At 69.3% G+C, this 21,841-nt stretch carries 21 protein-coding genes and 1 tRNA gene; 17 read left to right on the top strand and 5 right to left on the bottom strand.

Annotated elements, in window-relative coordinates:
• Nucleotides 1-23 precede the first annotated feature (23 nt).
• The 4 genes from purN to JFC09_RS13615 all read left to right on the top strand — a co-directional run bounded on the left by purN (nt 24) and on the right by JFC09_RS13615 (nt 3,069).
• A complete protein-coding gene (gene purN, locus JFC09_RS13600; protein ID WP_198394584.1) occupies nt 24-647 on the top strand; it encodes a phosphoribosylglycinamide formyltransferase in 624 nt (207 codons plus the stop codon).
• A gap of 100 nt (nt 648-747) precedes the next feature.
• A complete protein-coding gene (purH, locus tag JFC09_RS13605; protein ID WP_198394585.1) occupies nt 748-2,301 on the top strand; it encodes a bifunctional phosphoribosylaminoimidazolecarboxamide formyltransferase/IMP cyclohydrolase in 1,554 nt (517 codons plus the stop codon).
• A 1-nt stretch (nt 2,302) separates the two neighbouring features.
• Nucleotides 2,303-2,656 (top strand): hypothetical protein, encoded by a 354-nt coding sequence (locus tag JFC09_RS13610; protein ID WP_198394586.1) that lies wholly within the window; start codon nt 2,303-2,305, stop codon nt 2,654-2,656.
• Between the two features lie 197 nt (nt 2,657-2,853).
• Nucleotides 2,854-3,069, top strand: coding sequence for an Rv0909 family putative TA system antitoxin (locus JFC09_RS13615; protein WP_198394587.1), 216 nt, complete (start codon nt 2,854-2,856; stop codon nt 3,067-3,069).
• Between the two features lie 240 nt (nt 3,070-3,309).
• On the opposite strand, the gene pcrA is transcribed toward JFC09_RS13615, so the two are convergent.
• The gene (gene pcrA / locus JFC09_RS13620; protein ID WP_198394588.1) at nt 3,310-5,910 is read right to left on the bottom strand and encodes a DNA helicase PcrA; all 2,601 of its coding nucleotides are present in this window, start codon (nt 5,908-5,910) and stop codon (nt 3,310-3,312) included.
• Between the two features lie 146 nt (nt 5,911-6,056).
• Nucleotides 6,057-6,437 (bottom strand): hypothetical protein, encoded by a 381-nt coding sequence (locus JFC09_RS13625; RefSeq protein ID WP_198394589.1) that lies wholly within the window; start codon nt 6,435-6,437, stop codon nt 6,057-6,059.
• Between the two features lie 56 nt (nt 6,438-6,493).
• On the opposite strand from JFC09_RS13625, the gene JFC09_RS13630 reads away from it, so the two are divergent.
• The 5 genes from JFC09_RS13630 (at nt 6,494) to pth (ending at nt 10,682) form a co-directional block, all read left to right on the top strand.
• Nucleotides 6,494-6,565, top strand: a tRNA-Gln gene (locus JFC09_RS13630).
• Between the two features lie 37 nt (nt 6,566-6,602).
• Complete coding sequence (glmU, locus tag JFC09_RS13635) at nt 6,603-8,129, top strand: bifunctional UDP-N-acetylglucosamine diphosphorylase/glucosamine-1-phosphate N-acetyltransferase GlmU (RefSeq protein ID WP_198394590.1); 1,527 nt, start codon at nt 6,603-6,605, stop codon at nt 8,127-8,129.
• 2 nt (nt 8,130-8,131) lie between these two features.
• Nucleotides 8,132-9,112 carry a ribose-phosphate diphosphokinase gene (locus tag JFC09_RS13640; protein ID WP_198394591.1) on the top strand — a complete coding sequence of 327 codons (981 nt, stop codon included), beginning with the start codon at nt 8,132-8,134 and terminating at the stop codon, nt 9,110-9,112.
• 209 nt (nt 9,113-9,321) lie between these two features.
• Nucleotides 9,322-9,972, top strand: a complete 651-nt coding sequence (locus tag JFC09_RS13645; RefSeq protein WP_198394592.1) for a 50S ribosomal protein L25/general stress protein Ctc — start codon at nt 9,322-9,324, stop codon at nt 9,970-9,972.
• Between the two features lie 113 nt (nt 9,973-10,085).
• Nucleotides 10,086-10,682: an aminoacyl-tRNA hydrolase gene (pth, locus tag JFC09_RS13650; RefSeq protein ID WP_198394593.1), complete on the top strand. Its 597-nt coding sequence runs from the start codon at nt 10,086-10,088 to the stop codon at nt 10,680-10,682.
• A 14-nt stretch (nt 10,683-10,696) separates the two neighbouring features.
• Here pth and JFC09_RS13655 read toward each other — a convergent pair whose 3' ends face one another.
• Together JFC09_RS13655 and JFC09_RS13660 are read right to left on the bottom strand one after the other, a co-directional pair.
• Nucleotides 10,697-11,302, bottom strand: a complete 606-nt coding sequence (locus JFC09_RS13655) for a rhomboid family intramembrane serine protease (protein ID WP_198394594.1) — start codon at nt 11,300-11,302, stop codon at nt 10,697-10,699.
• An 84-nt stretch (nt 11,303-11,386) separates the two neighbouring features.
• On the bottom strand, nt 11,387-11,878 hold the full coding sequence (locus JFC09_RS13660) for a hypothetical protein (protein ID WP_198394595.1): 492 nt from the start codon (nt 11,876-11,878) through the stop codon (nt 11,387-11,389).
• A gap of 181 nt (nt 11,879-12,059) precedes the next feature.
• Here JFC09_RS13660 and mfd point away from each other — a divergent pair, with 181 nt between their 5' ends.
• Genes mfd through JFC09_RS13675 form a run of 3 tightly spaced genes read left to right on the top strand, consistent with a single transcriptional unit; the run spans nt 12,060 to nt 17,075 of the window.
• Nucleotides 12,060-15,647, top strand: coding sequence for a transcription-repair coupling factor (gene mfd / locus JFC09_RS13665; protein WP_408610974.1), 3,588 nt, complete (start codon nt 12,060-12,062; stop codon nt 15,645-15,647).
• The gene (locus JFC09_RS13670; protein ID WP_198394596.1) at nt 15,644-16,240 is read left to right on the top strand and encodes a MazG nucleotide pyrophosphohydrolase domain-containing protein; all 597 of its coding nucleotides are present in this window, start codon (nt 15,644-15,646) and stop codon (nt 16,238-16,240) included. The genes mfd and JFC09_RS13670 overlap by 4 nt, the downstream gene beginning before the upstream one ends.
• A 58-nt stretch (nt 16,241-16,298) precedes the next feature.
• Nucleotides 16,299-17,075 (top strand): tyrosine-protein phosphatase, encoded by a 777-nt coding sequence (locus JFC09_RS13675; RefSeq protein ID WP_198394597.1) that lies wholly within the window; start codon nt 16,299-16,301, stop codon nt 17,073-17,075.
• On the opposite strand, the gene JFC09_RS13680 is transcribed toward JFC09_RS13675, so the two are convergent.
• Complete coding sequence (locus JFC09_RS13680) at nt 17,050-17,565, bottom strand: DUF2306 domain-containing protein (protein ID WP_198394598.1); 516 nt, start codon at nt 17,563-17,565, stop codon at nt 17,050-17,052. The two genes, JFC09_RS13675 and JFC09_RS13680, sit on opposite strands and share 26 nt — an antisense overlap.
• Before the next feature lie 112 nt (nt 17,566-17,677).
• Here JFC09_RS13680 and JFC09_RS13685 point away from each other — a divergent pair, with 112 nt between their 5' ends.
• The 5 genes from JFC09_RS13685 to JFC09_RS13705 all read left to right on the top strand — a co-directional run bounded on the left by JFC09_RS13685 (nt 17,678) and on the right by JFC09_RS13705 (nt 21,840).
• The gene (locus JFC09_RS13685; protein WP_198394599.1) at nt 17,678-18,334 is read left to right on the top strand and encodes a MerR family transcriptional regulator; all 657 of its coding nucleotides are present in this window, start codon (nt 17,678-17,680) and stop codon (nt 18,332-18,334) included.
• A 112-nt stretch (nt 18,335-18,446) separates the two neighbouring features.
• A complete protein-coding gene (eno, locus tag JFC09_RS13690) occupies nt 18,447-19,727 on the top strand; it encodes a phosphopyruvate hydratase (RefSeq protein ID WP_198394600.1) in 1,281 nt (426 codons plus the stop codon).
• Between the two features lie 123 nt (nt 19,728-19,850).
• Nucleotides 19,851-20,393: an FtsB family cell division protein gene (locus JFC09_RS13695; RefSeq protein ID WP_198394601.1), complete on the top strand. Its 543-nt coding sequence runs from the start codon at nt 19,851-19,853 to the stop codon at nt 20,391-20,393.
• Nucleotides 20,390-20,899, top strand: a complete 510-nt coding sequence (locus tag JFC09_RS13700) for a DUF501 domain-containing protein (RefSeq protein ID WP_198394602.1) — start codon at nt 20,390-20,392, stop codon at nt 20,897-20,899. The genes JFC09_RS13695 and JFC09_RS13700 overlap by 4 nt, the downstream gene beginning before the upstream one ends.
• Nucleotides 20,896-21,840: a Ppx/GppA phosphatase family protein gene (locus tag JFC09_RS13705; RefSeq protein WP_198394603.1), complete on the top strand. Its 945-nt coding sequence runs from the start codon at nt 20,896-20,898 to the stop codon at nt 21,838-21,840. The genes JFC09_RS13700 and JFC09_RS13705 overlap by 4 nt, the downstream gene beginning before the upstream one ends.
• Nucleotide 21,841: the final 1 nt, after the last annotated feature.

Raw genomic sequence — 21,841 nt, forward strand, 5'->3', positions numbered from 1 at the left:
GCCCGTTCCTCTAGACTTGCCGCGTGCGCTGCCTGATCCTCGCCTCCGGTTCCGGGACCCTCACCCAAGCCCTCCTCGACGCGTTCGCGGACGGACGGTCGGGGGTGCGGATCGTCGGCATCGGCTCCGACGTCCCCACCGCAGGTGTCCTCGACCGTGCACGCTCCGCAGGGATCGACACGTTCGTCGTGGCTCCCGCGGACCACGCGTCCCGTGCGGATTGGGACCGTGCACTCGCCGACGCGGTGGAGTCGTACACGCCTGACTGGATCGTCTCCGCGGGGTTCATGAGGATCCTGGGTCAGAGCTTCGTCGAACGCTTCACCGGCCGCATCATCAACACCCACCCCGCCCTGCTGCCGTCCTTCCCCGGTGCCCACGGCGTGCGTGACGCACTGGCGCACGGCGTGAAGGTGACCGGCACGACGTTCCACCTGGTCGACGCCGGAATCGACACCGGGCCGATCGTCGCCCAGTTCCCCCTGCCCGTGCACGACGAGGACGACGAGGAGTCCCTGCACGAGCGGATCCGTGCCGTGGAACGGACGCGACTCGTCGAACTGCTGGGCTTCCTGTCGTCCGGGACGCTCACCGTCGACGGCCGACGAGTGAGCGGCTGGACGCCGGCACGCCCACGCGGCGACTGACGACCAGGCCACCGGAGCCCGCCGTCCGCTCCCGCCGCCACCCACCCGCACGACACCACCCCGCGACCACACACCCATCCGAGCAGGAGGCACCAGACACGTGCAGACAGCCCACCCCATCCGCCGCGCACTCATCAGCGTCTACGACAAGACCGGTCTGGAAGACCTCGCAACCGGCCTCCACGCCGCCGGAGTCACCCTCGTGTCGACCGGTTCCACCGCCGGCCGCATCAGCCGGGCCGGCGTACCCGTCACGCCGGTCGAGGAGCTGACAGGGTTCCCGGAGACGCTCGAAGGACGGGTGAAGACCCTGCACCCCCGCGTGCACGCGGGTATCCTCGCGGACACGCGGAAGCCCGAGCACCTCGAGCAGATCGCGGATCTGGGGATCGAGGCCTTCGACCTGGTCGTCGTCAACCTGTACCCCTTCACGGACACCGTCGCGTCCGGCGCGGAGTTCGACGACTGCGTCGAGCAGATCGACATCGGCGGGCCGTCGATGGTGCGCGCTGCGGCGAAGAACCATCCGAGCGTCGCAGTCGTCACCGACCCCTCCGTCTACACCGAGGTCGTCGAAGCGGCGGCCGGAGACGGCTTCACCCGCACGCGTCGGACGCAGCTGGCCGCGGACGCGTTCGCCCACACCGCCGCGTACGACGTCGCCGTCGCCACGTGGATGGCCGAGCAGATCGCCGAGGACGAAGCGGTGCTGCCGGCGTTCGCGGGCTCCGCGGTCCACAAGACGGCCGACCTCCGGTACGGAGAGAACCCCCACCAGCGTGCGGCGGTCTACGCCGTTCCCGGCGCGGGAGGTGCCGCGGGCGCCGTCCAGCTGGGCGGCAAGGAGATGTCGTACAACAACTACCAGGACATCGATGCGGCGATCCGCGCCGCCTACGACTTCTCCGACCCCGCAGTGGCGGTCATCAAGCACGCGAACCCGTGCGGGATCGCGGTGGGCGACGACATCGCCGATGCGCACCGCCGCGCGCATGCGACCGACCCCGTCTCCGCATACGGGGGTGTGATCGCTGCGAACCGCGAAGTGACGCTCGCGCTGGCGGAATCGATCAAGCCGATCTTCACAGAGGTCCTCGCCGCTCCATCGTTCGCCGCGGATGCCCTGGAGCTGCTGCGGACGAAGAAGAACCTCCGCCTGCTCGAGCTGGGGGAGCACACGGAACAGCCCCTCGAGACGAAGCAGATCGGCGGTGGCTTCCTCGTCCAGGAACGCGACCTGCTCCAGGCCGACGGGGACGAGCAGACCGGGTGGACCCTGGCCGCAGGTGAACCGGCGGACGACGCGACGATGCGCGACCTCGTCTTCGCGTGGCGCGCCTGCCGCGCCGTGAAGTCGAACGCGATCCTGCTCGCGAAGGACGGAGCCGCTGTGGGAGTGGGGATGGGACAGGTGAATCGCGTGGACTCCGCACGGCTCGCGGTGGAGCGTGCCGGTGAGGAGCGGGCGACCGGGTCCGTGTGCGCCTCCGACGCGTTCTTCCCGTTCGCCGACGGCCCGCAGGTGCTCTTCGACGCGGGCATCAGGGCTGTCGTGCAGCCCGGCGGGTCCATCCGCGACGAGGAGGTCATCGCTGCGGCCCAGGCCGCGGGCGTGACCATGTACTTCACGGGATCGCGCCATTTCTTCCACTGACATGAACGGTCCTTCCCCCGGCGCGGCCCGGCGGCCCCTGCGCCGGGGGAAGGGCCGTGGCTGGTTCTCCAAGCGCTGGATCTACTGGAAGCGCCGCTTCTCCAACCCGACGCCGCGGGACTGGGTGCTGCTGGTCGTGCTCGTGGTCCTCGTGAGCGCCGTGGTTCTCTCCACGGTGAGCTTCCGCCTGTCGGGACTGCTGCTGGCCGCTCTGTGCGCTGCGTCGGGAGTCGTGAGGCTCATGCCGGAACCGTGGTGGGCGACGGTCCGGAACCGGGGCCGCGCATTCGACGCCGGGATGTTCTTCGGAGCGGCGATCGCGCTCGCCCTCATCACATGGGCGGTGCCGGGCTGAGCCCGCCGTTCCCGCCGCCTCACAGGAGGCCCACCGCCACACAGCAGGCCTGTGACGTGCACTTCTAAGGATGTGTGAAGAATCTGTGCACACCCTGTGACGATGCGCCGGGTGTTTGCGTCCGCCTGCGGACGGGTGGCAGGGTCATGCATGAAGCCGCCGGGTGAAGGCGGATGTCGACACGGAGGAGGCCGCATATGGGTATCGGAGATATGGCCGGCAAGGCGCAGGACGCACTGAAGACCGAACAGGGTCAGAAGTTTGCAGGCGAAGGCCTCAACCGTGCATCCGACGCCGCGGACAATGCCACCGGCAACAAGCACACCGACCACATCAACACGGGTAAGGACGCCGTCTCCGACAAGCTCGGGCTGGGCGGCGACGACAAGAAGAAGGGTCAGTCCAAGCGCTGATCCGTCACCTCACTCGCGCTGCGCCCCGGTTCCGCTTCTGAGGACCGGGGCGCAGTCGTGTGCACGGGCTCGTCCACCTGAACGCGAGGTGCACCGACCTAGCGAGGTGCGCCGATGTAGCGAGGTGCACCGACCTAGCGAGGTGCGCCGATGTAGCGAGGTGCGCCGACGTGGTCGGATGCCCGCGGGGCGGCGCGCCCGGCGGACCCCTGCGGGGCGATGCGCCCGCGCATCGCCCGGTCAGAGTTTGACGACGGGTGCGTAGCGCATGAGGAGGCGCTTCGTCCCTTCCGAACCGAAATCCACGACGGCGACGGTCTTGTCGCCCGCACCGGTCACCTCGACGACCGTTCCCAGGCCGAACGCGTCGTGGGAGACGCGGTCGCCCGCATCGACGGAGACGACTTCCCGCTGGGGACGGATCCGATTGGGGAAGCCGCTGCCCGGGCTGGTCGACGACGACCGCGCACCGGCACCGCCGCGCCTGCCCGCACCGAAGACGTTCCCGGACGAACCGCCGGAATCCCCGCGTCCCCCTCCGTAAGCGGAGCCGTAGGGCCCGGAACCGGCCAGTCCCGCACCGAATCCGCCCGACCCGAAACCGGTCGTGCCGCCGGAGCCCGTCGACTCCCAGTCGATGAGCTTCTCCGGGATCTCCGCGAGGAACCTGCTGGCAGGGTTGTACTGCGGCTGGCCCCACAGGCTGCGGGTCTCCGCCCGGGTGAGCACAAGCTTGCGCTGCGCCCGGGTGAGGCCGACATAGGCGAGGCGGCGCTCCTCCGCCATCTCCTGAGATGATGTGAAGGACCGCTGATGCGGGAACGTCCCGTCCTCCAGCCCCGTGAGGAACACGACAGGGAACTCCAGTCCCTTCGCCGTGTGGAGGGTCATGAGGGTCACTTCGCCGGCTTCTTCGTCGGGGATCGCGTCGGAGTCCGACGACAGTGCCACAGCTTCGAGGAACGCGTCCAGAGACCCGTCCTCGTTCTGGGCGTCGTACTGCTCCGCCACGGCGACGAGCTCCGCGAGGTTGTCCACGCGCGATTCGTCCTGCGGGTCCGTCGACTCGTTGAGTGAGGCGAGGTAGCCGGTCTGCTCGAGCACCGCTTCGAGTGCGGCCGCGACGCCCCCGCCTTCGGCCACACCGGCGAGATCGCTCAGCAGTGCGAGGAAGGTGCGGATGGGGCCGCGGGAGCGCGTCGTGATGCCGACGGCGTTCTCCGCGTCCTCGAGCGCCTCACGGAACGTCGTCCGTTCGCGTTCCGCGTGCGCCGCGACGAGTGCTTCCGTCCGATCGCCGATCCCACGCTTGGGCTCGTTGAGGATGCGGCGGAGGTTCACGTCGTCCGCGGGGTTCGCGAGCACGCGGAGGTATGCGAGCGCGTCCTTGATCTCCTTGCGCTCGTAGAACCGGGTGCCGCCGACCACCTTGTAGGGCATGCCCGCACGCACGAGCGCGTCCTCGATCGCACGTGACTGCGCGTTGGTGCGGTAGAAGACGGCGACGTCGCCGTACGTGAGGTCGTGCTCGTCACGCAGTTCGTCGATCCGCTCGACGATGAAGCGGGCCTCCGCCTGCTCCGACTCAGCGACCCACCCGGTCACGGCCTCGCCGTCGCCGCTGTCCGTCCACAGCCGCTTGTCCTTGCGGTCGTCGTTGTTCGCGATGACGGCGTTCGCGGCGGAGAGGATGTTCTGCGTCGACCGGTAGTTCTGCTCGAGCAGCACGACGCGGGCGCGGGGGAAGTCCTCTTCGAACTCCACGATGTTGCGCACCGTCGCCCCGCGGAACGCGTAGATCGACTGGTCCGCATCCCCGACGACGGTGAGCTCTGCCGACGGTCCGTCCGGGAGGTCCGCTCCCGCCAACAGGCGGATGAGCCGGTACTGGGCCGGGTTGGTGTCCTGGTACTCGTCGACGAGGATGTGGCGGAACCGCGCGCGGTAGTTGTCTGCGACGGCGTCGAAGGCGCCCAGCAGGTGGACGGTCTCCATGATGAGGTCGTCGAAGTCGAGTGCGTTCGCCCGCCGCAGCCGGTCCTGGTAGCGGCGGTAGACGGTGAGGACGGCTTCGTCGTTCGGCCGCTTCTCCGACACGGTCTGCGCGAAGTCGTCCGGTGTCATGAGGTCGTTCTTGAGGCCGGAGATCCGCGACCGCAGCGCCCGCGCGGGGAACTTCTTGGGGTCGAGGTCCGTCTCCCGTGCGATCTGGGTGAGCAGCCGCAGCGAGTCCTGCGCGTCGTAGATCGTGAAGCTCGACGTGAGCCCCAGCGTCTTCGCCTCCCGGCGGAGGATCCGCACGCAGGCGGAGTGGAAGGTCGACACCCACATCGTGCGGGCCGCCGGCCCGACGAGTGCGGCGATCCGCTCCTGCATCTCCTTCGCCGCCTTGTTCGTGAAGGTGATCGCGAGGACCTCGCCCGGCCGAGCGTGCCCCGCTCGCAGGGCGTGGGCGATGCGGCGGGTGAGCACGCTCGTCTTGCCGGACCCGGCGCCGGCCACGATGAGGAGCGGGCCACCGCTGTGCAGGACGGCTTCCCTCTGTGCGGGGTTGAGGCCGTCCAGCAGCGCATCCGTCGACTGCTCGTAAGCGGGGGAGGGCGCCGCGCCCGAGGCCCCGGCCGGGGACACGGGACCGGTCCCGGACCGGGCCCCGGCCTCGGACCCAGACCCAGCCCCGGCCCCGGCCTCGGACCCAGACCCGGACCGGGCGGACGCGGTCGCGGGCCCCGCACCGGCCTCGGCGGCGGCGCTCACGACGTCCGCCCCGGCCCCGGCAGCGGTATCGCCGTCTGCGGTCCGGGGGGACAGGACGGAGAGGAAATCGAAGGGGGAGCTCATAGCGGTGCGAACCTATCAGCCGGGACGGACACGGCCCGGCTCTGGGGAGCCGGGCCGTGGACGACGAGCGGGTGCGGGACGGATCCCGCGCTGACCGGATGAGGAGTCCTGATCAGCGGAGTGACTGCTCTGCGGAGTGGCCGTTCTCAGGCGAGGACGGTGCCGGGGACGAAGACGGCGACGATCACGGCGACGAGGGCGGTGATGCCTGCCGCGTGCGACATGCCCGCGGACGCACCCTGGTCAGGAGCCGCCTTCTCCTTGCGCTTGCCGATGAAGGCGAAGACGGTGACCGCGATCGCGAGGACGAGCTTCACGCCGATCTTCACGTGATTGACGGCGGCGTCGTCCGCGACCATCGCCTCCGCGAGGCCCGTGAGGAGAAGGCCGGTGACCAGCTGCAGGTACGCGCCGTGCAGCATGCCCGGGGACAGCTTCGGAGCCTTGATGTTCGTGAAGTACCCGCCGATGATGATGGCCATGCCGATGAGGTGCAGAAGCACGAGGACGAGACGAAGGATTTCCATACCCCCGAGTCTAGTGGCAGGATAAACCCCAGCGCCCACCCGCCCCGGGAGCGCGGTCCGCCCTGGTGTAATGGCAGCACGCCGGCCTTTGGTGCCGTGTGGTCTAGGTTCGAATCCTAGGGGCGGAGCGGGATGAAGCGATCCGCAACACAAGGAGCCCCACACATGCCGCAGCACAGTCCGGCAGCAGTGATCGTCCTCGCCGCGGGCGAGGGAACCCGGATGAAGTCGGCCACACCCAAGGTGATGCACCCGATCGCGGGACGCTCTCTCCTCCACCACGCGATCAACGCGGCGGCGGGTACCGGCCCGGAACATCTGGTCGTCGTCCTGCGCCACGCGCGGGAACAGGTCGCCTCCCACGTCGAATCGATCGCGGGCGTGCTCGACCGCTCCGTGCTCGTCGCGGACCAGGACGACGTCCCCGGGACGGGCCGCGCCGCCGAATGCGCGCTCACCCAGCTGCCGGAGGGCCTGACCGGCACCGTCGTCGTCACCTACGGCGACGTCCCCCTGCTCACCGCGGGGACCCTCTACGCGCTCGTGGAGCACCACGAATCGCAGACGAACGCCGTGACGGTTCTGTCCGCGAACGTCGCGAACCCCACCGGCTACGGCCGGATCGTGCGCGACGCCGCCGGCGACCTCGAGCGGATCGTCGAGGAGAAGGACGCGGACGACGAGGTGCGGAGGCTGCGCGAGATCAACTCCGGCATCTACGCCTTCGACGCCGCCGTCCTGCGCGAATCGCTCGCCCGCGTCGACACCGACAATGCTCAGGGGGAGAAGTACCTCACGGACGTCATCGGCATCGCCCGCGGAGGCGGGTCGCGGGTCGCGGCACTCACCACCGATGACGTGTGGCAGGTCGAAGGCGCGAACGATCGCGTCCAGCTGGCCCAGCTGGGCAGGGAGCTCAACCGCCGCATCGTCGAAGGCCACATGCGCGCCGGTGTCACGGTCGTCGACCCGGAGACCACCTGGATCGACGCCGACGCCGTCATCGCACCGGACGTGACGATCCAGCCGGGCGTGCAGCTCCACGGCGCCTGCGACATCGCCACCGGTGCGGCCATCGGCCCGGACTCCACCCTGTCCGACACGGAGGTGGGCGAGGGGGCGACCGTCATCCGCACGCACGGCTCACTGTCCGTGATCGGGGCCGGCGCGACCGTCGGCCCGTTCGCGTACCTGCGCCCCGGCACGGAACTGGGCACGAACGGGAAGATCGGCACGTTCGTCGAGACGAAGAACGCGCAGATCGGTGCGGGGACGAAGGTCCCCCACCTCACCTACGTGGGGGACGCGACGATCGGCGAGCAGTCGAACATCGGCGCCTCCTCCGTGTTCGTCAACTACGACGGCGTGCACAAGAACCGCACGACCATCGGATCATTCGTGAAGACAGGATCCGACACGATGTTCATCGCACCGGTGACAGTGGGCGACGGCGCCTACTCCGGCGCGGGCACCGTGATCCGCGAAGACGTCCCCGCCGGTGCCCTCGCCATCACGGAGGGGCGCCAGCGCAACATCGAGGGGTGGGTGGTCGCGAAGCGGCCGGGCACCGCTGCCGCGCGAGCGGCGCAGATGGCAGGCGGGGCGGCGGAAGCGTCCGCCACGACAGACCCTGCGGGTCCGAACGGGCCCGGCAGCGCAGACAACGCGGACAACGCGGAGAAGGAGTCCTGAACGTGAGGTCGATCACCACCGCGGGCGAGAAGAAGCTCGTCCTCGTCAGCGGGCGCGCGAACTCGGAGCTGGCCGAACAGGTCGCCGAATGCCTGGGCACGGAACTGCTGCCCGCAGACATCTACAACTTCGCGAACGGCGAGATCTACGTGCGGTTCAGCGAATCCGTTCGCGGCACCGACGTCTTCATCATGCAGTCGCATACGACCCCCATCAACGAATGGGTCATGGAGCAGCTGATCATGGTGGACGCGCTCAAGCGCGCGTCGGCGAAGCGGATCACCGTCATCGCACCGTTCTTCCCGTACGCCCGCCAGGACAAGAAGCACCGCGGCCGTGAGCCCATCTCCGCGCGCCTCATGGCGGACCTCTTCAAGACCGCCGGGGCGGACCGCCTCATCACGGTCGACCTGCACACCGCGCAGATCCAGGGGTTCTTCGACGGTCCCGTCGACCACCTCGTGGCGCTGCCCCTCCTGTCCGACTACGTGAAGGAGAACTACCCGGAGGACCTCGCCGTCGTGTCCCCCGACGCGGGTCGCATCAAGGTCGCGGAGAACTGGTCGGCGAGCCTGGGCGGCGTGCCGCTCGCGTTCATCCACAAGACCCGCGACATCACGCGCCCGAACGAGACGAAGGCCAACCGGGTGGTCGGCGAGGTCGAAGGGCGCCACTGCGTGCTCGTCGACGACATGATCGACACCGGCGGCACGATCGTGCAGGCGGCGGACGCCTGCATGGCAGCCGGCGCGAAGGGCGTCATCATCGTGTCGACCCACGCCGTCTTCTCCGGGCCCGCCGTGGAACGGCTGAAGAACTCCGTGGCGGAAGAGGTCATCGTGACGAACACCCTGCCGCTGGGGGAGGAGACGCACTTCGACAAGCTCACCGTTCTGTCGATCGCGCCCCTGCTGGCACGTGCGGTGCACGAGGTCTTCGAGGACGGGTCGGTCACGAGCCTCTTCGAGAACGTGAGCAGCTGACGAAGGGCCCCAGGCTCGGCGCCCACCGCCGTCGGCTTTGACGGTGGTGCGCGAGCACGTATGATTGGCGGGTTACCTCGGCGAGGGAGGCCCCGACGGCCTCCGTGATCGACGCGGTCCTCATGTTCCGAGCAGGCATCCTGTCCTCCGCTCCGGGCCGGTGGGTTCTGCGTCCGTACGAGGCGCCACCGCTTGGAAGGAGATTGACCATGGCCGATGCGAAGCTTGATGTCGTGCGCCGCGAGGAATACGGCAAGGGTGCTGCCCGCCGGTACCGCCGCGAAGGCAAGATCCCCTCAGTCCTCTACGGACACGGGACCGAACCCATCCACCTGCTGCTGGACGCGCACCCCACGATGCTCGCGCTGCGCACGCAGAACGCGCTGCTGAAGCTCGAGAACCCGAACACGGGCAAGAGCGAGCTGGCGCTTGCGAAGGACGTGCAGACCAACCCCGTCACCCGTGAGATCGAGCACCTGGACCTCCTCATCGTCAAGAGGGGCGAGAAGGTCGAAGTCGATGTGGCAGTCGTCCTCGAAGGCGAAGCCGCTCCCGGCACGCTCGTGTCCGTCGACAACCAGTCGCTGCTCATCGAGGCCGACGCGACGAAGCTGCCCGACACGCTCGAGGTCAGCATCGAGGGCCGCGAGGCGGGCGAGCACATCTACGCCGCAGACGTCCCGATGCCGTCCGGCTCGACACTCATCTCCGATCCGGAGCTGCTCGTCGTGAACGTGTCCGCGCAGCTGTCCGAGGAGCAGCTCGAAGCGGAACTCGAGTCCGACGCCGTCGACGAAGAGGTCGCTGCGGCGACCGGTGCGGAGCCGGAGGAGGAGACCGAGGCAGAAGAAGAGGAGTGATCCTCGCGAGGAGCCCGCAGGGCCCCTCGCATTCGCACGCGTGCACTGCGGGGCAGGACCGTTCGCGGTCCTGCCCCGCAGTCGATCTGTGAAGGAAGGACGGACGCTCCGACATGAGCGCGGACACGTGGATCATCGTGGGTCTCGGGAACCCGGGGAGCCGGTACGAATCGACCCGCCACAACATCGGCTACCTCGTCGTGGACGAGCTCCTGCGCCGCATGGGCGCGAAGCTGACCAAGACGAGAGCGAGCGCGCTCTCGGCCACCGGCCGACTGCCGGGAACGGGCGGGCTGCCGGGCCCCCGCACGGTGCTGGTGCGCCCGTCCACCTACATGAACGTTCTGGGGCAGCCGGTAGGACAGCTGGCCCGCTTCCATTCCGTGTCGCCGGACCGCGTGATCGCGATCCATGACGACGTCGACCTGGACTTCGACACGGTGCGACTGAAGAAGGGCGGCGGCGAGGGCGGCCACAACGGTCTGCGCTCGATGACCAGCCACCTGGGGACGCGCGACTACCTGCGGGTGCGGGCGGGAGTCGGCAGGCCTCCTGGCCGCATGGACACAGCGGACTACGTGCTGGGTCGTTTCAGCGCACAGGAGAGGACGACGCTGCCGATCTTCGTGTCCGACCTCGCCGATGCGGTGGAGGCGCTGACCGGTGAGGGGCTCGACGCCGCACAGCAGCAGTTCCACGCACCCCGCTGACTACGGGCGCACGACTACGGGCGCGGTGCGCTGCGCGGGCGCAGGACCAGTGCCGCTGCCGCCCCACCGATCGCCCCGAACAGGTGCCCCTGCCACGAGATGCCGACGTGCACGGGGAGCACCCCCACGAGCATGGATCCCCCGTAGACGGCGAAGACCGCGATGGCGATGACGGCGTACAGGACCCGGTGGCCCATCGACCCCGCGGTGAAGACGCGGATCATGAGGTACGCGAAGTAGCCGAACACCAAGCCCGACGCGCCCACGGTCACCGTGCCGGGGAGCGCGAGCAGCCACGGGCCGATGCCGCCGATCAGGGTCGCGACGGCGGTCACGCCCCAGAAGCGGCGGGCGCCCTCCGCCGCGACGAGGCAGCCGAGCACGAGGAACGGCACGGAGTTCGACACGAGATGGCCCCACGTGGAGTGGAGGAGCGGCGCGAGCACCACGCCCGGCAGGTGGGTGAGGTCCCACGCGCGGATCCCCAGGGACTCGAAGCGACCCGGCAGGATCATGTCCGCGAACTCGATCACCCACATCGCGACGAGCAGGACGATCGGTGACAGGAACCGGGCGGCGAACGGCGCGCGCTCGGAGGTGCGTGCGGGAATGTGCGACATGCTCCGAGTATCCGCGATGAAGCTGGACGAACGTTCCGTGTGAAGCCGCGCGGTGCGGGCAGTTCCCCATCGGGCCCCTGCCCGTCACCGGTCTGCGCGACGACGACCGACGAGCAGACCGCAGACTCCGCCCACCGCCAGCAGGAGCGAGGTCGCGGCCACCAGCAGGGCTACGGTCGCCGGTTGGGCGTATTCCATCCCTCCCACCCACAGACCGTTCTCATCCACGCTGTCCCACTTGAGGGTCGGCGGGTCAGCGGCGCACTCTCCCCAGAACAGGAACAGGACGCTCCCCGTGAGGAGTGACATGACTCCCCACGCGCGTACAGAGGGTGCCGCGAGCGCAGCGGCGACGCAGCCGAGGACGCACACCCACACCCAGAGGACGGCGAGGTGCGGCTCGAGGAAGACCTCGTCCTGCATGTCGCCCAGCGTCGAGTACCGGATCTGCGGAGCGCCTCCAGCCCCCTCACTCGCAAGCACCGGGATGATCGCAGCGGCGATGTAGGTCCCGAGCGCGAGGAGGTGTGCGACGCGAACAGCGGCGGGCCCGGCGGGGAACCTCTTCTCATCCATGGGACGAGTCTCGTCCGTCAGCAGGTATCCCCTGTGTCCGAGCGGTTCCCGTCCAGGAACACGGACGTCCGGCACCGCGGAGCACTCGCCCGGCCCCACGGAGCTCGCCCGGCATGGGGGCGACGCGGGGAGCGGGAGAGACGCGGAGCGTCGGGGTGTGACGGGTCCCTCCGTCGCGGTCATGTCCGTGGGGACCTCTAGACTGGACGGCGTGCTGACTGGATTGAGTGACGCCCTCACGCTGCCCGCATTCGAAGAGGTCCGACAGGCGGTGGCCGATCCTGCTTCCCCGGGAGGCAGCGTGTCCCTGGTGCGAGGGCTCCTGCCCCCGCTCATCTCCCGTACTGCGAAGACCGGCACTGCGCTGGTCGTCACCGCGACGACCCGCGAAGCCGAGGACCTCTCCCGCGCCCTGGCGGATCACCTTCCGGAGGAGGCTGTCGCGGTCTTCCCGTCGTGGGAGACGCTGCCGCACGAGCGGCTGTCGCCCCGGTCCGACACCGTCGGAGAACGCCTCACCGTCCTGCGGCGACTGGCGCACCCGGACGAATCCCAGCCGCTGCGCGTCGTGATCGCCCCGGTGCGGGCCGCCCTCCAGCCACTCGTCAAGGGCTTGGGGCAGCTCGAACCGGTCGTGCTGCGCGCGGGCGATCGGATGGACCTCACCGAGCTCGCGGAGACTCTGTCCGGGCTCGCGTACTCCCGGGTCGACATGGTGTCGCGGCGTGGTGAGTTCGCGGTGCGCGGCGGGATCATCGACATCTTCCCGCCCACCGCGGATTCGGCTCTGCGCCTCGAATTCTTCGACGACGAGGTCGAGGAGATCCGACCGTTCGCCGTCGCCGACCAGCGGTCGCAGCCGGCGGACCCGGACGGGCCGGAGGCGGAGCTCTACGCGCCGCCGTGCCGTGAAGTGCTCCTCACCCCCGCCGTCCGCGCGCGTGCGGCCGCGCTCGCGGAGACGACGCCGGCTGCTGCGGACATGCTGCAGCGGATCGCCGCGGGGGTGGCGGTGGAGGGGATGGAGTCGCTCGCGCCCGTGCTCGCGGACGGGATGGAACCGCTCGTGGCGGTCGTCCCGGCGGGGACGAGGGTCCTCGTCGTGGAACCGGAGAAGGTGGCCCGCCGGGCGGAGGACCTGGTCCGCACCTCGGACGAATTCCTCGCCGCGGCGTGGGAATCCGCGTCCGACGGCGCGCAGGCACCGGTCGATCTGTCCGCAGCGAACTTCCGCACGATCGCGCAGACACGGGAGGCCGCCGGCATCCTGGGCCTGCCGTGGTGGGAGGTGGGCGGCTTCGCGGTCGACGAGGAGCTCATCGCGCCGGGCACCGAGTCCTACACCGTTCCGGCACGTGAACCGCGCGGATACCAGGGTGATGTCGAAGCGATCCTGGCCGACGTCCGCAGCCTCGTCCGCGACGACTGGTCCGTCGTGGTCCTCACGGAGGGTGGCGGCCCCGGCAAGCGGCTCGTGGAGGTGTTCGCCGAAGCCGAGGTCCCTGCTGCACTCGTCGACGACCCCGACTTCACGGCTGCGGGCCGGGTCGAGGTCGCGACCGGCGCGGGCTATGGCGGTTTCGTCGTCGACGACCTCCGCCTGGCGGTGCTCACGGAGGCGGACGTCCTGGGGCGCGCGGCGGCGGCGTCGACACGGGACATGCGCAAGCTGCCAGCGCGCCGCAAGCGCAATCAGGTCGACCCGCTCAACCTCTCCCCGGGCGACCACGTGGTCCACGAGCAGCACGGGGTGGGCCGCTTCGTCGAGATGGTCCAGCGCACAGCAGGCAAGGGCAAGGACGCGCACACCCGCGAATACCTCGTCATCGAGTACGCGCCGTCGAAGCGGGGGCACCCCGGTGACCGGCTGTACGTCCCCTCGGACTCCCTCGACCAGGTCACCCGCTACGTCGGCGGAGAGAGCCCGTCACTCAACAAGATGGGCGGATCCGACTGGTCGAAGACGAAGTCGCGGGCGCGCAAGGCGATCAAGGAGATCGCGGGGGAGCTCATCCGCCTCTACTCAGCACGGCAGGCCACGAAGGGCCACGAGTTCGGTCCGGACACACCGTGGCAGCGGGAGCTCGAGGACGCCTTCCACTACGTCGAGACCCCCGACCAGCTCACGACGATCGACGAGGTCAAGGCCGACATGATGAAGAGCGTCCCCATGGATCGTCTCATCTGCGGCGATGTGGGCTACGGGAAGACCGAAGTCGCCGTCCGTGCCGCGTTCAAGGCGATCCAGGAGGGGAAGCAGGTCGCGGTGCTCGTCCCGACGACCCTGCTCGTACAGCAGCACTTCGAGACCTTCTCAGAACGCTACGCCGGCTTCCCCGTGACCGTGGCGGCCCTGTCGCGCTTCCAGTCGAAGAAGGAATCCGACCGTGTCATCACAGGGCTGAAGGACGGCACGATCGACCTGGTCATCGGCACGCACCGGCTGCTGTCCGGTGAGGTCTCGTTCAAGGACATGGGACTCGTGATCGTCGACGAGGAGCAGCGGTTCGGCGTCGAGCACAAGGAGACGCTCAAGGCGATGCGCGCTGATGTCGACGTCCTCGCGATGTCCGCGACCCCCATCCCGCGCACTTTGGAGATGGCGGTCACCGGCATCCGGGAGATGTCGACGCTCGCGACCCCTCCGGAAGAGCGCCACCCCGTCCTCACGTACGTGGGGAGATACGAGGACCGGCAGGTCGCAGCCGCGATCCGCCGCGAGCTCATGCGCGAAGGTCAGGCCTTCTACATCCACAACCGGGTCCAGGACATCGATCGGGTGGCGGGACACCTGGCGGAACTCGTCCCGGAAGCTCGCATCGCGATCGCCCACGGGAAGATGGGGGAGAAGCAGCTCGAGCAGGTCATCATCGACTTCTGGGAGCGGAAGTTCGATGTGCTGGTGTGCACCACGATCGTGGAGACGGGCATCGACATCGCGAACGCGAACACCCTCATCATCGACAATGCGGACCGCTTCGGACTGTCGCAGCTCCACCAGCTGCGCGGGCGGGTGGGCCGTGGCCGCGAACGCGCGTACTCCTACTTCCTGTACCCGCCGGACGGGACGCTCACGGAGACGGCGCACGACCGCCTCAAGACCCTCGCCGAGCATTCGGAGCTGGGTGCCGGCATGCAGGTGGCGATGAAGGACCTCGAGATCCGTGGAGCAGGGAACCTGCTGGGCGGGCAGCAGTCGGGTCACATCGAAGGGGTGGGATTCGACCTCTACGTCCGGCTGGTGGGGGAGGCCGTCGCGAACTTCCGCGGCGAGGCACAGGAGGAAGAGCGGGAGATGCGCATCGAGCTCCCCGTCGATGCGCACATCCCCACGGACTACGTCGGCCACGAACGGCTGCGACTCGAGGCGTACCGGAAGCTCGCTGCCGCGACCGGCGAAGAGGCGATCCGCGAAGTGCTCGAGGAGCTCACCGACCGCTACGGCGCACCACCGGACGCGGTGGGAGTGCTCGCGGACGTCGCCCGGCTGCGCATCCGGGCCCGCGCGTCCGGTGTCTCCGACATCGTGAGCCAGGGCAACTTCATCCGGTTCGGACCGATCGAGGACCTGCCCGACTCACAGATCGCCCGCCTCAAGCGCATGCATCCCAAGGCGCTCATCAAGCCGGCGGTCCGCTCGATCCTCGTCCCGAAGCCCACGGGCGGCAGCGGCTTCGACCAGCGGGAGGTCGTCGACTCGGAGATCCTCACGTGGGCCCACCAGTTCCTCGAGGCGATCCTGCCGATCGAGGAGGAGGCGTCCGCGTGACCGGTGGCGGCACGGTTCCGTCGAGACCCGCGGACATCGACCCGCGCGACCTGCAGGAACCCTGGGCGCGGCCGGAAACCGCGGACCTCACACCCGCGTCGATGATGGCGTTCATCCGTGCACGCTGCCCCTGGGCGGAGGCCCATACTCACCGGTCCCTGGCCCCGTACCTCCTCGAGGAGACGGTGGAGCTCATGGCCGCCCTCGTCGAGGACGAGGCTGCGAGGGATGAGGACCCGGGTACGGTCGACGCCGTGGAGGCGGAGCTGGCGGATGTCCTCTATCAGGTGCTGTTCCACGCGGCACTCATCGACGACCGCAGGGGACGGGCCCCCGGCGCCACGTGGGATTCTCTGCAGGAGCGCATCGTCGGGAAATACGTGCGCCGTCACCCGCACGTGTTCGACTCAGCGCACCCCGTCCCGCTGGACGACGTGCAGCGTCGCTATCAGCAGGTGAAGGCGGAGGAGAAGGAGCAGCGCGATGCCGTGTCCGAACCGTCGGCGGCCTCGCACCGGCTCGCGGCCGACCGTGCTCTGAGCATCCTGTCGGAGATCCGGGGGACAATGGACGACAGGAACAGACAAGACTGACCGGTACCGGCGGCACGCCTGCGGACGACCGGTCGCTGAACGGAGATGAGGAGCACGCATGACGATCGCCTTCCACCGCGCACCGAGGATCGAGGTCCCCGGCACCTTCAACTTCCGTGATCTGGGCGGACACTCCACGCGTGACGGCGCCACCGTCGCCACCGGTCGGCTCTACCGTGCCGATGGTCTGGGCAGGCTGGGGGACGACGGCATCGCCATGCTCAAGGAGATGCGCATCGTGTCGGTCGTCGACCTGCGGGAGGAGAAGGAGGTGGCGAACATCCCCGACACCGTCGACGGGCTCGGGGCGCGCTACTCGCATATGCCGCTGCTGGGCAACCGCTACTTCCCCTTGGACGCGAACATCCCGGACCGCATCGTCCTCGACCCTCCTTCTCTGCCCGGACTCTATGCGGCGATGATCGAGACCGCGGGCCCCCGCTTCGTCGATGTCATCAGCCACCTGTCGGAGGTCGAGGAGGACGCGGCGGTCTTCCACTGCTCCGCCGGCAAGGACCGCACCGGCCTCATCGCGGCGTTCGTCCTCTCGCTGCTGGGTGTCGAACGCGACGCGGTCATCCAGGACTATGCGCTCACGGAGGAGTACCTGGGTGAGGAGTTCCGCGCCGCGCTGCGGTCGCACTTCTCGTCCGCCGGCATCTCGACCGTGTCCACGATGGCGACGGACGCGAAGCCGGAATGGCTCGCCGACGTCCTGGACAGGCTCGACCGCGACCACGGCGGCGTCGAGGGCTACCTCGTCGACCACGGCCTGCGGGACGGAGTCGCCGATCGCCTGCGGTCCTCACTCACGGCGCCGGCTGCACGTTCGTGAGGGCACCCGCACGTTCCTGAGGCCGCGCGCGTTGACGGGCGGCCCGGCGGAGTGCGAACACCCACCCCACCACGGCGAGGCAGAGGCTGCCCGCGTAGGCGAGGACGCCAAGTGGGTGGGTCGTGGCCGTCTGCCAGATGAGCCGCTCGGGGAGGAGCGCTGCGAACCCGAACGCGATGAGCAGCCCTATGTAGCTGCCGATCATGTTCCCTGCGTGCCCTGTGGTGTCACCCTTCCTGATGCGGAGGAGCCCGAGTGTGACGGTGCAGATCGTGAAGACCGCGAGGGCGTGGAACAGCGTGATGCCGTTCTCCACGATGAAGAGTCCTGACACGGACGTCGCGTACATGAGGACGATCCAGCTGCGCCCCACATTCCGGTGGAGCCGGTCGCGACGGCGTCTCACCATGTTCACGGGTCCCAGCGTGATCGCGAGGAAAGCGGTCGTGGCGTGGATCGGGATGACGATGGATGCGAGGAGCGTGTCCATGGCTATAAGATAGTTGCACTATTCAAGTGCGACAACGTGGAGAGCACACGGTGCATCCGCTATCCGACCCACATGGCACGCGCACCGGAAAGCGGACCCGGGGAGGCACGCGATGAAACTGGGCGAACTGGCGCGCAGCCTGGACACCACGACCGCGAGCGTCAAGTTCTACATCCGGGAAGGCCTGCTGCCGCCGGGCCGCAAAGTGAATCAGACGACCGCGATCTACGACGAGAGTCATCATCGCCGGCTGGCGCTCATCCTGGGACTGCGCGGCGCCATCGGGACATCTCTGGCACGGATCGCGGACCTCGTCGCGATCATCGACGACCCGGAGGCGGGGCAGCTCGACGTTCTCGAGGCCGCCCAGACGATCGGCGTCGAAGGCCGCGGTGAGGAGGGCTCACGATCCGTGCCCGGCGCGAGGACCGGCAGCGGCGACGCGGACGCGGGGGCTGCGGACGCCTCGGCAGCGGTGGCGCGGATCATCGACGAGCAGGACTGGCCGGACGTGCCGAGCCGGGCGCGCGCAGCGGTCGAGCGGCGACTCGCCCGCGTACGGACGCACGGGGTCGACCTGGACCCGCAGACGCTGTCCCGCATCGCCGCGGCCGTGGCATCGATCGGAGTCATGGGCCTCGATGTGAGCGGCACGCGCGACGAGGCTGCACTCGGGGTCGCCGTGGGGACGTACGAAGTGTCACAGCTCGTGGTCGACATGCTGAGCCTGGCGCAGACCTCGCACAGTGTCAGTGCACTGGAGCCGTGACGCGGCTTTCGGGCTGTTCGGCACACGACGGCTCTTCGCCCCGGCATCGAGTGCATTAGGCTGACACCGTCGTCCCCGCACACGCGCACACGCGCACGATCAAGGAGAGTCCGTGGCACAGATTCTGGCCGCCAATGCACGGGAGATCCTCGACTCCCGTGGCAACCCGACAATCGAAGTCGAAGTACTCCTCGAAGACGGCGCGGTCGGCCGCGCCGATGTGCCCTCCGGTGCGTCGACAGGTGAGTACGAAGCCGTCGAGATGCGCGACGGAGACCCCGACCGGTACCTGGGCAAGGGCGTGCAGAACGCCGTCGACGCCGTCCTCGACGACATCAACGATGCCATCGCCGGCATCGAGGGCGACGAGCAGCGCCTCGTCGACCAGGCACTCCTCGACCTGGACGGAACGGACAACAAGTCCCGCCTGGGAGCCAACGCGACGCTCGGCGTCTCTCTGGCAGTGGCCCGCGCGGCGGCGGAGAGTGCAGAACTCCCGCTCCACCGCTACCTGGGCGGACCCAACGCCCACATCATGCCGGTGCCGCTCATGAACATCCTCAACGGCGGGTCGCACGCTGACTCCAACGTCGACATCCAGGAGTTCATGATCGCGCCGATCGGCGCCTCCACCTTCCGCCAGTCCCTCCAGTGGGGTGCAGAGGTCTACCACGCGCTCAAGAAGGTCCTCAAGGACCGCGGCCTGTCGACCGGGCTGGGTGACGAAGGCGGGTTCGCCCCGAACCTCGACTCCAATTCGGCCGCACTCGACCTCATCCTCGAGGCGATCGAAGCGGCCGGCCGCAAGCCCGGCACGGAGATCGCGCTCGCACTCGACGTGGCCTCCTCGGAGTTCTACGGGGAAGCCGGCTACACCTTCGAGGGCTCCGCCCGCACGGCCGACGACATGGCCGCGTACTACGAGAAGCTCGCGAGCGACTACCCGCTCGTGTCCATCGAGGACCCGCTGGACGAGAACGACTGGGACGGCTGGACCGCCCTCACGTCGCGGATCGGGAACGCGGTCCAGATCGTCGGCGACGACCTCTTCGTCACCAACCCGGAGCGCCTGCAGCGCGGCATCGAGATGGGCGCCGCGAACTCGCTGCTCGTGAAGGTGAACCAGATCGGCACGCTCACGGAGACGCTCGACGCGATCTCCCTGGCGCACTTCCACAACTACACCTCCGTGGTCTCCCACCGGTCGGGTGAGACGGAGGACACGACGATCGCGGACCTGGCCGTCGCGGTGAACTCCGGACAGATCAAGACCGGCGCGCCGGCACGGTCGGAGCGCGTCGCGAAGTACAACCAGCTGCTGCGCATCGAAGAGCATCTGGGCGACGCGGCCCGCTACGCCGGACGCGCGGCGTTCCCACGGTTCCGCGACTGACATCCGGTCGGTTCCGGCGCTGACACGCCGGAGCGGACTGCAATCCCCGCAGCGGGGACAGGGGCGCGGCACACTTGAGGTGGCCGCGCCCCTTCCCTGTCCGCGCGGTTCGAGGTGAACACGATGAGCAGACGCAGTGCGACCGGTCGCAGCCGCGGACGCCCCGGCGCGGGTCAGGCCGGCGGCAGGCGTCCCCAGCGCGACCCTCGCCACACCCGTTCGGGTGGGGGAGTCTCCCCGGAGCTCATCGACGACACCGCGGCCGGACGTCGGATGTCCTTCCGGACGGCCGTGATCGTCGGCGCACTGCTGGTCGTCGGGTTCGGCCTCATCCAGCCGCTCAGCAGCGGCCTGTCGCAGATGCAGCAGATCGCCGCCCTCGAAGCGGACGTCGACGCGACGAAGGGCGAGGTCGACCAGCTCCGCGAGGAGCGCAACCGGTTGGACGATCCCGTACATCTGGAGCGGCTCGCACGGGAGAACCTCCAGTACGTCCATGACGGAGAAGAAGCCTTCATCGTCGTCGACAGCCCGAGCGCCCGCGGCGACGACGCGGACGAATCGACGGCGGGAGCATCGAAAGCCGTCCGTGCACAGCCCTGGTACATCGAGCTGGCCGATTCGCTGCGCGCGGTCGGCTTCGCGAGCGAGGAGGACCCCACGTGATCACCCCCTACACGGATGCCGACAGGGAGCGGGTGCGCGAACAGCTCAACCGGACGCCGCGCGGGGTGGTGGGAGTCGCGTCCCGGACCGCGGACGGCGACCCGATCGTCGTCGCCACCGCGCCCCGACTGGCTGACGGGACGCCCTTCCCCACCACCTACTACCTCACCCACCCCGACTACGTGACCGAGGCGTCCCGGCTGGAGGCAGCCGGCGTCATGGCCGAACTCTCTGCGGAGCTGGCCGAGGACGAAGAGCTCCAGGCCGCCTACGCCCGCTCGCACCGCGCCTACCTGGACGACCGCGCCCGCATCGGGCGGGAAGTCGGGATCGACGAGGTGACCGAGGTCGCGGACTTCTCCGCAGGCGGTATGCCCACGCGCATCAAGTGCCTCCACGCGCTCGTAGGACACAGCCTGGCGGCCGGGCCGGGGGTGAATCCGGTGGGGGACAGGGCCCTCGCGATGATGGAGACAGTCCCGCCTGCCGTAGGCTTCCATCTATGACGAGAACGGCTGCCTTCGACTGCGGGACGAACTCACTGCGACTGCTCATCGCGGACATCGACTCCTCTGGCGCCCTCACCGAGGTCGTGCGCGAGATGCGGATCGTCCGTCTGGGACAGGGCGTCGACGAGACCGGGGAGTTCGCGCCGGAAGCGCTCGAGCGGACCTTCGCCGTCTGCGAGGAGTTCGCGGAGCTCGTGGCGGAGCACGCGCCCGACCGCCAGCGGTTCGTCGCGACATCGGCCAGCCGCGACGTGTCCAACCGGGACGCCTTCGCAGCGGGAGTGCAGCAGCGCCTCGGTATCGCGCCGGAGGTCATCGACGGCGCGGAAGAGGCCGCACTGTCGTTCCTGGGTGCCACAGCGGGGATCCCGGACGCCGCGACCCCTCGCCTGGTCATGGATCTGGGCGGAGGGTCGACGGAGCTCGTGCTGGGCGAGTCGACCGCTGGTACCGGTTACAGCATGAACATCGGCTGCGTGCGGCTGTTCGAACGGCACCTCGCCTCCGATCCGCCCACCGCGGAGCAGATCGCCGCACTGCGAGCCGACGTCGACGACGCGTTCACCGAAGCCGCGCAGCACGTCGACGTCTCCGCAGCGCGGACGCTCGTGGGTGTGGCGGGGACCATCACGACCGTCGCGGCCGCGGCACTGGACCTGGACCGCTACGATCGCGCGGCGATCCACGGCACCCGGCTCACACGTGCCCAGGTCCTCGACACTGCCGACCGACTGTCCGCCATGACGTCCGACGAGCGCCGTGCGCTGCCGTACATGCACCCGGGCAGGGCGGACGTCATCGTCGCGGGCAGCCACATCTACGCGCGCCTCGTCGAACTGGTCGATGACGCCGTCTCCCGCGCAGGCGGCACCCTCGAGGTCCGAGTGAGCGAGTCGGACATCCTCGACGGGATCGCGCTGGGCCTCGCACAGGGCTGAC

The organism is Brevibacterium yomogidense, from assembly GCF_016107685.1.
Classification (GTDB): domain Bacteria; phylum Actinomycetota; class Actinomycetes; order Actinomycetales; family Brevibacteriaceae; genus Brevibacterium; species Brevibacterium yomogidense.